The organism is Phascolarctobacterium succinatutens CAG:287 (assembly GCF_000434895.1).
Classification (GTDB): domain Bacteria; phylum Bacillota; class Negativicutes; order Acidaminococcales; family Acidaminococcaceae; genus Phascolarctobacterium_A; species Phascolarctobacterium_A succinatutens_A.
On sequence record NZ_FR892793.1, the window covers coordinates 54,897 to 65,584 of the forward strand.

General features: G+C 50.3%; 8 protein-coding genes and 2 pseudogenes. 2 read left to right on the forward strand and 8 right to left on the reverse strand.

Translation table 11 applies throughout. The features are described from left to right. Positions 1 to 196 precede the first annotated feature (196 nt). From mnmA to BN587_RS05775, 3 genes are read right to left on the reverse strand one after another with little or no spacing between them, the layout of a single operon-like run. Positions 197 to 1,270 carry a tRNA 2-thiouridine(34) synthase MnmA gene (gene mnmA, locus BN587_RS05765; RefSeq protein ID WP_021720194.1) on the reverse strand — a complete coding sequence of 358 codons (1,074 nt, stop codon included), beginning with the start codon at positions 1,268 to 1,270 and terminating at the stop codon, positions 197 to 199. Beyond that, a complete protein-coding gene (gene hydE, locus BN587_RS05770; RefSeq protein ID WP_021720195.1) occupies positions 1,267 to 2,346 on the reverse strand; it encodes a [FeFe] hydrogenase H-cluster radical SAM maturase HydE in 1,080 nt (359 codons plus the stop codon). Before hydE ends, mnmA begins: the two co-directional genes overlap by 4 nt. Positions 2,347 to 2,350: 4 nt before the next feature. Further along, positions 2,351 to 3,493: a cysteine desulfurase family protein gene (locus BN587_RS05775; RefSeq protein WP_021720196.1), complete on the reverse strand. Its 1,143-nt coding sequence runs from the start codon at positions 3,491 to 3,493 to the stop codon at positions 2,351 to 2,353. Between the two features lie 402 nt (positions 3,494 to 3,895). Here BN587_RS05775 and cysK point away from each other — a divergent pair, with 402 nt between their 5' ends. Beyond that, positions 3,896 to 4,825, forward strand: coding sequence for a cysteine synthase A (gene cysK / locus BN587_RS05780; protein ID WP_021720197.1), 930 nt, complete (start codon positions 3,896 to 3,898; stop codon positions 4,823 to 4,825). A 151-nt stretch (positions 4,826 to 4,976) separates the two neighbouring features. On the opposite strand, the gene BN587_RS05785 is transcribed toward cysK, so the two are convergent. After that, complete coding sequence (locus BN587_RS05785; protein WP_009145806.1) at positions 4,977 to 5,414, reverse strand: RrF2 family transcriptional regulator; 438 nt, start codon at positions 5,412 to 5,414, stop codon at positions 4,977 to 4,979. A gap of 367 nt (positions 5,415 to 5,781) precedes the next feature. Between BN587_RS05785 and BN587_RS05790 the strand changes: the two genes are divergently transcribed. Then, on the forward strand, positions 5,782 to 6,339 hold the full coding sequence (locus BN587_RS05790) for a hypothetical protein (protein WP_044484365.1): 558 nt from the start codon (positions 5,782 to 5,784) through the stop codon (positions 6,337 to 6,339). Positions 6,340 to 6,442: 103 nt separating this feature from the next. Here the strand turns inward: BN587_RS05790 and hemL are convergent. The 4 genes and pseudogenes from hemL to BN587_RS11895 all read right to left on the reverse strand — a co-directional run. Continuing rightward, positions 6,443 to 7,772 (reverse strand): annotated as a pseudogene (hemL, locus tag BN587_RS05795) (glutamate-1-semialdehyde 2,1-aminomutase). A gap of 12 nt (positions 7,773 to 7,784) precedes the next feature. Next, entirely contained in the window at positions 7,785 to 8,774 is a 990-nt protein-coding gene (gene hemB / locus BN587_RS05800; RefSeq protein WP_021720200.1) for a porphobilinogen synthase, read from the reverse strand. Between the two features lie 14 nt (positions 8,775 to 8,788). Beyond that, the gene (gene cobA, locus BN587_RS05805) at positions 8,789 to 10,306 is read right to left on the reverse strand and encodes a uroporphyrinogen-III C-methyltransferase (RefSeq protein WP_021720201.1); all 1,518 of its coding nucleotides are present in this window, start codon (positions 10,304 to 10,306) and stop codon (positions 8,789 to 8,791) included. A 13-nt stretch (positions 10,307 to 10,319) separates the two neighbouring features. Further along, positions 10,320 to 10,688 (reverse strand): annotated as a pseudogene (locus tag BN587_RS11895) (hydroxymethylbilane synthase); the annotation flags it as partial.

Genomic DNA, 10,688 nt, shown 5'->3' on the forward strand with positions numbered 1-10,688 from the left:
TCGCTTTATATCTGCCTGTTTATATTCTATCATATAGAGTCAGTGTTAACAATGTATATATAAAGAAAATATTAATCATGCTTAAAAAGGTTTTGCTGACAACTGGTAAAATTATTACTCATTCAGAACGAGTATAATAAAAGAGCATCAGTTGCTACAATTATTGTCGCAACTGATGCTTTTAATTTGCAGGGTATTATACGATTGTGCCGCCGCCGACAACTACGTCACCGTCATACATAACAACGGACTGGCCTTTGGTGATAGCGCGCTGAGGCTCGTCGAAAACGAGCTGCAGCGTATCTGCGTCAGGCTGGGTAACGGTTGCCCATTGCTCCTGCTGATGGTAACGGATGCGTGCTTTCACGCGGCGCGGTTCGGTGATAGCGTCGCAGTCGATAAGGTTGATGTTCTTGGCTGTAACGTTTTTGGTAAACAGTCCCTCGTTTGTTGTGAGGATAACAGCATTGTTCTTGGTGTCAATCTCTTTAACGTACATAGGCTGCGGCAGTGCCAGACCAAGGCCTTTGCGCTGGCCTACGGTGTAATGGATAATACCCTTGTGTCTGCCAAGCACGTTGCCTGCTTCGTCTACAAAGTTGCCGGGCTTAAATTTTCTGCCCAGGCGTGCTTCGATAAAATCAGCGTAGGTGCCGGTCTGGATAAAGCAGATATCCTGACTGTCATGCTTTTGAGCGTTGACGAAGCCATGCTTTTCGGCAATTTCGCGTACCTGTGTCTTATGCAGACCTCCGAGAGGGAACATAGCGTGTGCTAGCTGCTCCTGTGTGAGCGAATAAAGCACATAGCTCTGGTCCTTCAGAGGGTCAACTGCCTTGCGCAGCAGATAGCGGCCTTTGGCTTCATCATAGCTGATTTGCGCATAGTGGCCGGTGACAACGTAATCACAGCCAAGCTCCTGTGCGCGTACGAAGAGCTGGTCGAATTTCAGATAGCGGTTACAGTCAATGCAGGGGTTAGGCGTTCTGCCGTTAACGTAGGCGTCTACGAAACGGTCGATAACGTCGCGCTCGAAGCGGTCAGCAAAGTTGAAAACGTAATAAGGCATACCAAGGCTGGTTGCTACGCTGCGGGCATCTGCTACATCATCAATGGAGCAGCAGCTGTTGGCTTTGGAAACACCGATATCCTCGTTGGCAAAAAGCTTCATGGTTACACCGGTGCATTCGTAGCCCTGCTCCAGCATCATCAATGCGGAAACGCTGGAATCAACGCCGCCGCTCATAGCGATTAGTGCTTTCTTGTTCATAATTTTTCTCCTTCTGGTTTATCTAAAGTGCGGCGTACATCGCCTCTGTCGGTTACAATGTTATAGCCTGCCGTTTTTACGCGTGCTTCCAGACAGCCACGGCATTGGGCTGCCTCCTCGCCGGTGCAGATTTTGTTGGCGTACAGCTCGTATTTTTTGCGTACTCCTACAGGCGAAAGGTTAGGCATTACGACGTTGCCGCCGGCCTGCAGCCCCAGCTCGCGTCCGTTGGGATGGATGGTGCCGAGCGCTGTTGTCGAAGGCAGCAGTGCGTAAGGGAAGAGCAGTCGCAGGATAGACAGCAGGCGCAACGTCTGCTCTAAAGTACCGCTTGCCATATCCTTAAACGGTGTGTGTTCATGCGTAATGTAAGGACCTATGCCTATCATATCAGGCTGCAGCTTTTGCAGAAAGCGCAGGTCGCTGACAAGGTTTTGTGGCGTCTGGTAGGGGGAGCCTACCATGAAGCCGGAACCAACCTGATAACCGATTTCCTTGAGGTCAAACAGGCAGCGCTTGCGGTTTTCCAGGCTCATGCAGTCGGGATGTAGCTTGGCGTAATGCTCCGCATCCGCTGTTTCGTGGCGCAGCAGATAACGGTTGGCGCCTGCATCGAAGTAGGCCTGATAGCTGGCTCGGCTTTTTTCGCCGATGGACAGCGTAATGGCGCAGTCCGGATGCTGCTTGCGGATAGCGCTGACGATAGCGCAGATTTTGTCATCCGTATAATACGCATCCTCGCCACCCTGCAGCACGAAGGTGCGGAAGCCGAGCCTATAGCCTTCGGCGCAGCAGGCCAGGATTTTCTCCTGCGTCAGGCGGTAGCGTTCCGCAAGGCTGTTGCCGGCGCGGATACCGCAGTAGTAGCAGTTGTTTTTGCAGTAATTGGTGAATTCAATCAGACCACGGATATAGACCTTGTCGCCGTAATATTGACGGCGGAGTTTATCTGCTTCGCAGGCGAGCAGCTTGTTGATGTCAGGTTCAGTACTTGTTATCAGCGTCAACAGCTCTGCGTCGCTCAGGTCATGCTCACAGGCGAGCTTTTTTATTAAATTGGCAGCTGTTGACAGCATAATTTTACCTCCGTAAGCGGTTTACAGCTTCTGTAACCTTAGTTATAATTGTTTGGACTTCGTCCATAGTATTGTATTCGCACAGCGAAAAGCGCAGAGCGCTTTGTGCTGTTTCGTGGCTCAGGCCGAGGGCGAGCAGTACATGGCTGGGTTCGAGCGAGCCTGCGGAGCAGGCAGAGCCGGACGAGCAGCAGATACCTTCGTTGGAAAGCAGCGAAAGCAGTATTTCGCCGTTTACTCCCTGAAAGCTGTAGTTGACAGTACCGGGCAGGCAATGCTCACGGCTGCCGTTGAAGCTGGCGCTGTCAATTTTATCTAAGCCGTTGCGCAGAGCATCGCGCAGGGCTGTGATATAAGCAGTGTTTGCCTGCATATGCTCCTGTGCATCTTTAAGCGCTGCGGCAAGACCGATGATACCGGGAAGGTTTTCGGTACCGGCACGCTTGCCGCGCTCCTGACCGCCGCCGCGGATAAGACTTGTAAGCTGAATATTGCTCTTGGCGAATAAAAGGCCGATGCCCTTCGGTCCATGGAATTTGTGCGCGGAAAGCGAAAGCATATCGATGTTATCGCGCTGTACGTCAATAGTAAGATGTCCTGCGGCCTGCACGGCGTCAGTATGGAAAAGCACGCCGTGCTTGCGGCAGAGCGCTCCGATTTCACGTATAGGCTGGATGGCACCTGTTTCGTTGTTGGCGTACATGACGGAAACAAGACAGGTGGTATCTGTAATAGCTTCTGCTACCTGCGTAGCGGTGACGATGCCGTCAGCCTGCGGACGCAGCAGCGTCACTGTAAAGCCTTGTGCTTCCAACGCTTCAAGCGTATGCAAAATAGCGTGATGCTCCATAGCAGTGCTGACGATATGGCATTTGCCCTGCTTTTTGCCAATAGCTGCGGCGCTGATAAGCGCCTGGTTATCGGCTTCGCTGCCGCCGGAGGTAAAGAAAACTTCCTTCGGCGCACAGTTAAGTACCTGTGCCACCTGCTGCCGTGCGCTAAACAAAGCTGCTGCACTGCGCTGACCTAAAAGGTGCACGCTGGAAGCATTGGCATATATTTCCTGAAGATAGGGCAGCATTGCCTTGACGGCAACGTCACTCATTTTAGTTGTAGCTGCATTATCTGCATAGATAAATTGCTTCATAATAGTAAAACATTCTCCTTCAATAGCGGAAATCCTGCTTTTACTTTTATATTATACGCTTACCGACGTGAGATTTACAGAGTCATCATCTTTTTGCGGCGTATTTTGAGTAAAATTCAATTCCTACTGTCTTAATATGTTTCATATGGTACAGTACGACTGCTTTTTTGTCAAGCGAAGAAAATTTTAATTCTTTTTGTTGACAGGCCAAAAAAAATCAGTATAATAATACCTATAAATCAACTATGATTACTAGAGATTACAAAACAGAGAAAATGAGGGATTTTGCCGATGAGGAGCTTACATTTTAATACGCGATGTTGACTTTGGTTATTTGTTGATATAAAGAAAAAATCGAACGAAGAAAATTACTGATATAGAAAGATAAAGGAGCGATTTATTATGGCAATTTATACTAGCATTACTGATTTGATTGGTGGCACTCCGCTGCTGGAGCTGAAAAACTACGAAGCTGAAAACAAGCTGGAAGCAAAGATTCTGGGCAAGCTGGAATATTTCAATCCCGCCGGCAGCGTCAAAGATAGAATTGCCAAAGCAATGATTGATGATGCAGAGGCTAAGGGTGTTCTTAAGCCGGGGGCTACTATTATTGAACCCACCAGCGGCAATACCGGTATCGGTCTGGCATCCGTAGCTGCTGCCCGCGGCTACAAAATTATTTTGACTATGCCTGAAACCATGAGCGTTGAACGTCGTAATCTGCTGAAGGCTTATGGCGCACAGCTGGTACTGACTGACGGCGCTAAGGGCATGAAAGGTGCTATTGCCAAAGCTCAGGAGCTGGCGGAAAGCACTCCAAACAGCTTTATTCCCAGCCAGTTCACCAATCCCGCTAACCCTGCAACCCACAGAGCATCTACTGGTCCGGAAATCTGGCAGGATACCGAAGGCAAGGTTGATATCTTTGTTGCCGGCGTAGGTACCGGCGGTACTGTTTCCGGTGTAGGCGAATACCTGAAATCCCAAAATCCCAATGTGAAGGTTGTTGCTGTAGAGCCTGCTGGTTCCCCAGTGCTTTCTAAGGGCGTTGCCGGTCCGCATAAAATTCAGGGCATTGGCGCAGGCTTTGTGCCGGATACCCTGGATACCAAGGTTTATGATGAAATTATTGCTGTTGAAAACGAGGATGCCTTTAGAACTGGTCGCGCTATTGCCCATAAGGAAGGCGTGCTGGTAGGTATTTCCTCCGGTGCTGCCGTATATGCGGCAACTGTGCTGGCAAAACGTCCGGAAAACAAGGGCAAGGTTATCGTAGCGTTGTTGCCTGATACCGGCGAGCGTTATCTCTCCACTCCGTTATTTGCTGAATAAGCAGATAAAATACATATCACATCCCATTTCCTAACCAAAAGAAAGCAGTCCGCGCGGACTGCTTTCTTTTATTTGGAGAGGAAAAAACCGCCGGCTTTATGAAACCGGCGGGTGGGGGCAAATAGAAGAAATTTTTAATGTGCCCGCCGTTTCAAATGGAATAATTATCAATGCTGCGCGCTTTGTAATTGTCAAGAATATCCTGCAGAGTGATGTTATCCAGGTAATCCGCAATAACCTTGTTCAGTCCCTGCCACAGCGGTAAGGTAATGCATTCGTTGCGGCGCTCGCAGCCTACAGGGTTAAAGTCCAGACAGGCTACCGGTGTAAGGTTGCCTTCTGTCAGGCGCAGAATGCTGCCGACAGTATACTCACGCGGTGCGTTTACCAGACGGTAACCGCCCTGAAAGCCACGGTTGGCCTGCAGGAAGTTTGATTTATTCAGAATAGGAACAATCTGCTCCAGATATTTTTTGGAAATATTTTGTCTTGCCGCAATGTCCTTGAGGGCAACAAAGCCATCCTGCTGATGCTCTGCCAGATCCAGCATCATGCGCAGGGCATAGCGTCCTTTTGTTGATATTTTCATTGATTCTCCACCTTTGAGTTAAACTCGGTAATTATCTGTAAACCTACTTAAATTATATGCTATTATGGATAATAAGTCAAATCGAGAAGGTTTGGTTAGCAGAATAATAAGCAGAAGACGGAAGAGTTTATGGATAGGCAGATTTTTATAAAGGGTATGCACAGCTTTTATCCACCAATCCACAAAAGTTATGCACATTGTGGATAACTTTTGTGAAAAACTGGGGATAAGTGGAAAATTATCGGGATAAATCCACCGGGAGAAGTGAATAACATAGTATTAAAAAAATCATTTTTACATAGTACTTGTAAGTTATCTCAAATAGTGCTATAATCACTAGCTAATACTTGATTGGGAGGAAATAGTGTTGGAACATAAAAATATTTATCAACTTGTTCTCGCCGGTGTACTGTGCGCTATAGGCTTGGTTGTACCTATGGTTATGCCGAAGGTGATTATCGGACCGATGTCCTTTACTTTGGGTGCGCATGTGGCAATCTTTTTGGCAATGTTTATTTCGCCTAAGGTGGCAGCTGCTGTCTGCCTTGGTACAACGATGGGCTTTTTCGTAACCACACCCCTGATTATCGCTGCGCGTTCAGCAACCCATATCATTTTCGCTCTGGTCGGTGCATTAATTATTAGGCGCTATCCGAATATTATGGAGAGCTTTGTGGCCGGTATCGGTCTGAATCTGGGGCTTGCCGTATTGCATGCTCTGGGTGAGGTGCTTGTGGTAGCGCCTTTCTTCTTCAGCGGTTATATGTTTACGCCGGAGCAGCTGTCCAATGGCTTTATAATGAGCGTTATCGTGCTGGTGGGTGCGGGTACCGTTTTGCATTCGGTTATGGATTGCAGTATTTCCGTGCTGCTGTGGAAATTTGTCAGAGCGGCAGTACCTTCTATTAAACTGATTCGTGGCTAAGATGAGATTTTAAAATTTAAAAACTAAAAGCGTGCAGGCTTGCAGCTGACGAATGTCAGCTTGTGCAAGCCTGCACGCTTATTTTTTTATAATGCTTTAACTGTTATTTTCTTGCTTTGGCAACCTCAGCGAAGGCAACTTCTGCTGCGTCGATAGTCTTTTGTAAATCTTCGGGACTATGAGCAACGGAAACAAAGTTTGTTTCAAACTGAGACGGCGGCAGGTAAATGCCCTGCTCCAGCATGGAGTGGAAGTAGATTTTGAATGCTTCCAGATCGCTGGCTGCAGCACTGTCAAAATCAGTTACCGGTTTATCGCTGAAGAAAACGGTGAACATGCTGCCGAGGCGATGAATTTGTACAGGTACACCGGCCTTAGCCGCTGCCTTTTCCAAGCCACCGGTCAGAATAGCGCAAAGGCTTTCTGCGCGGTTGCAGACGTCGTTCTGCTCCATGTAGGTGAGCGCGGCAATACCTGCAGCCATAGCCAGCGGGTTACCGCTTAAGGTACCGGCCTGATACATCGGGCCAGCCGGGGAAACCATCTGCATGATTTCGCGCTTGCCGCCGTAAGCAGCAACAGGCAGACCGCCGCCGATTACCTTGCCGAGGCAGGTGATATCGGGATCGATGTCATAGAGGGACTGGCTGCCGCCCTGAGCGCTGCGGAAGCCGCTCATAACCTCATCACAGATGAGGAGAGCACCATACTTTTTAGTGATCGCACGCACGCCTTCCAGGAAGCCTTCGTGCGGAAGTACAAGGCCCATGTTGCCCGGAGTAGGCTCCATGATAACGCAGGCGATTTCTTCGCCGCGTTCGGCAAAAACCTTTTCCAGAGCAGGCAGGTCGTTGAACGGTACAGTAATAGTGGTTGCTGCTACTGCCTTGGGTACGCCCGGGCTGTCAGGTACGCCGAAGGTAGCACCACCGCTGCCTGCCTTAACAAGCAGGCTGTCATGGTGACCATGGTAGCAGCCGATGAATTTGATGATGCAGTCACGGCCGGTGTAGGCGCGTGCTAAGCGCAGAGCGCTCATGGTTGCTTCGGTACCGCTGTTGACCATGCGGACCATATCCATGGACGGAACAAGGTGGCAGATTAATTTTGCCAGCTCGGTTTCGGCAATGGTCGGAGCGCCGTAGGAGGTGCCCTTTTCAGCTGCAGCCTTGATAGCGTCGGTTACGCAGTCGGGTACATGGCCCATGAGCAGCGGACCGTAGGACATAACGTAGTCGATGTATTCGTTGCCGTCGATGTCATAGATTTTGCTGCCCTTGCCGCCGGAAATGAACGGCGGGGTAACCCCGCCGCACGAACTCACCGGCCGTACCCCCGCCGACACTGCGGAAGGAGCGCACGGGGCTGTTTACGCCGCCAGGGATATATTGGCGTGCTTCCTCAAAAGCAGCCTGAGATTTTGTATGTTCCATTGTTATATCTCCTTATTTGCCTTGCAGCCATTTTGCTACATCAAGCGCATGGTAGGTAATAATCATTTTGGCACCGGCACGCTTGAAGCCCAGCATGGTTTCCATAACGATACGTTTTTCGTCAATCCAGCCTTTTTCGGCTGCAGCTTTAACCATAGCGTATTCGCCGCTGACATTATAAACACACAGCGGACGGTTGAAGGTTTCGTGTACACGTTGTACAACGTCGAGGAAGGCCAGAGCCGGTTTAACCATGACGATGTCTGCGCCTTCTTCAATATCCAGAGCAACCTCGCGCAGAGCCTCGTCACTGTTGGCGGGGTCCATCTGGTAGCCTTTGCGGTCGCCTGCGGACGGAGCAGAGTCTGCTGCGGCGCGGAAGGGACCGTAATATGCGGAAGCAAATTTTGCGGAATAAGCCATGATAGGAATATGGTTGAAGTCAGCTGCATCCAGTGCTTCGCGGATAGCCTTAACATAACCGTCCATCATGTTGGAAGGAGCAATCATGTCAGCACCGGCCTGAGCATGGGAAACAGCAACCTTAGCCAGCAGCGGCAAGGTTTCATCGTTGTTGACGGTGCAGCCGTTTTGCAGCACGCCGCAATGACCATGCTCGGTGTATTCGCACAGGCAGACGTCGGTAATGATAACCAGCTCAGGATATTTTGCTTTAATCAGCTTGCAGGCCTGCTGTACAGGCTCGTTCATATCCCAGCCGCTGCTGCCGACAGCATCCTTGTAGGACGGTACGCCGAAGAGCAGGACAGCGGGAATACCCAGCTCTACAACTTCGTCAACACATTCCATAACGCGGTCGAGGGACCAGTGGTAGTTGCCGGGCAGAGATTCGATTTCATGTTTAACGTTTTCGCTAGGAACGACGAAAAGCGGATAGATTAAGTCCTTTACGGAAACCTCGGTTTCACGGATCATTGCACGCAGATTTTCAGTAGCGCGTGTGCGGCGCGGACGGTATACAGGAAAACCGGTAATACTCATCTTGATACACTTCCTTATTTATTATAAAAATTTGTGATAGCGGTCATGAGGCCGTCGATTGTATATTCAGCGGCATTGATAGCCGGAGTATAGCCATGCTTTTTCAGGGTATCTGCGGTTACAGGGCCGATGGCAGCCAGAGCAGCCTTGTTCAGCAGTTCCTTCTTATCGCCGAGAACCTCCAGCAGGTTGGTTACGGTGCTGCTGCTGGTGAAGGTTACGATGCTTACTTCGCCGCTTTCTAGAGCTTCGATAAGCTCATTCTTGTTTTCGCAGTCGGCAACGGTTTCGTAAGCAGTTACGACGTCAACGATGGCACCGATTTTGCGCAGAGATTCGGGCAATACTTCGCGTGCAACCTTAGCGCGTGCCAGCAGAATTTTGTCACCGGCGGTGATTTCGCCAGCCAGTGCTTCAGCCAGCTCTTCTGCTTTGTAAGCGGAAGGAATGAGGTCAGCGGTGAGGCCGTGCTCTGCCAGAGCCTTAGCGGTGGCGCTGCCGATAGCGGCAAACTTAACGTTAGCCAGGGCACGTGCGTCCTTCTTAGCTGTACCCAGACGCTCGAAGAAGTAATCTACGCCGTTAGCGCTGGTGAAGACAAGCCATTTATAGTCATTGATGTTGGCGATAGCATTATCCAGCGGAGCATAATCTGCTGCCGGAACGATTTTGATTGCCGGAGCTTCGATAACCTTGGCACCCTGTGCTTCCAGCTTTTTGGTGAGAGCGCTTGCCTGTGCACGTGCGCGGGTAACGATAACGGTTTTGCCGAAGAGAGGCTTGTTATCAAACCATTGCAGCTGCTCACGCAGACGTACAACCTCACCGACGAGGAAGATAGCAGGCGGCTTCATGCCGGTTGCTTTAACGTCAGCGGCAGCTTTGCCAAGGGTAGTAATCAGTGTGCGCTGTTCGGGATGAGTGCCCCAGCGGATAACGGCAGCCGGGCAGTCGGCGCTGCGGCCGTTAGCGATGAGCTCACGGCTGATTTTTTCAATATTTTCTACACCCATGAGGAAAACGAGAGTGTCAACAGAGGTTGCCAGACCCTTCCAATGGATGGTGGATTCGCCTTTAGTAGGATCCTCGTGACCGGTAATAACGGCAAAGGAGGTTGCTACATGACGATGGGTAACAGGGATACCGGCATATTCGGCAACAGCAATAGCACTGGTTACGCCGGGAACGAACTCAAACGGCAGGCCTGCTTCACGCAGTTCGATGGCTTCTTCGCCACCGCGGCCGAATACAAAGGGGTCGCCGCCCTTCAAACGTGCTACAACCTTACCTTCGGCAGCCAGCTTTACCAGCAGCTTGTTGATATCGGGCTGGCGCATGGTGTGGTTGGCGCTGGCTTTGCCAACGTAAACCATTTCTGCGTCCTTGCGGGCGAAGGCCAGAATACGCGGATCTGCCAGACGGTCATAAACAACAGCGTCTGCAGTCTGCAGACATTCCTTGGCCTTGAGTCCCAAAAGTCCCGGGTCGCCGGGGCCTGCACCGATTAAATATACTTTACCTTGTTTTGTCATGATGTCACTCTCCTTAAAGAATAGAGGCCAGAATTTCCTGACCGCCGGCAGCTAGCATTTTTTTGCCAAGCTGTTGACCGAGGCTGACAGCGTCATCAGCCTTGCCGTTTATTGTATCACGCAGAATAGTGCTGCCGTCCAAGGCAGCAATGATTGCTTCAATGCGAATGTTTTCACCCTCAACGTCGGCATGTACGCCGATAGGAACCTGACAGCCGCCTTCCAGTAAGCCCAAGAAGGCACGCTCGGCATCGGTAGCCTGTTTGGTGTTCAGGTCGTTTAGGAAGCTCAGCATATCGCGTACTTCTTTATCCGCGGTACGCGCTTCGATTGCCAATGCACCTTGGCCTACAGCCGGCAGGCAGACATCAGCAGGAATCAG

What these genes read in the sequence shown, in the direction of transcription:
- cysK (WP_021720197.1), top strand. Translation starts at nt 3,896, where the DNA reads ATGGCAATTTATACTAGCATTACTGATTTGATTGGTGGCACTCCGCTG.
- BN587_RS05785 (WP_009145806.1), bottom strand. Translation starts at nt 5,414, where the DNA reads ATGAAAATATCAACAAAAGGACGCTATGCCCTGCGCATGATGCTGGAT.
- hemB (WP_021720200.1), bottom strand. Translation starts at nt 8,774, where the DNA reads ATGAGTATTACCGGTTTTCCTGTATACCGTCCGCGCCGCACACGCGCT.
- cobA (WP_021720201.1), bottom strand. Translation starts at nt 10,306, where the DNA reads ATGACAAAACAAGGTAAAGTATATTTAATCGGTGCAGGCCCCGGCGAC.
- BN587_RS05775 (WP_021720196.1), bottom strand. Translation starts at nt 3,493, where the DNA reads ATGAAGCAATTTATCTATGCAGATAATGCAGCTACAACTAAAATGAGT.
- hydE (WP_021720195.1), bottom strand. Translation starts at nt 2,346, where the DNA reads ATGCTGTCAACAGCTGCCAATTTAATAAAAAAGCTCGCCTGTGAGCAT.
- mnmA (WP_021720194.1), bottom strand. Translation starts at nt 1,270, where the DNA reads ATGAACAAGAAAGCACTAATCGCTATGAGCGGCGGCGTTGATTCCAGC.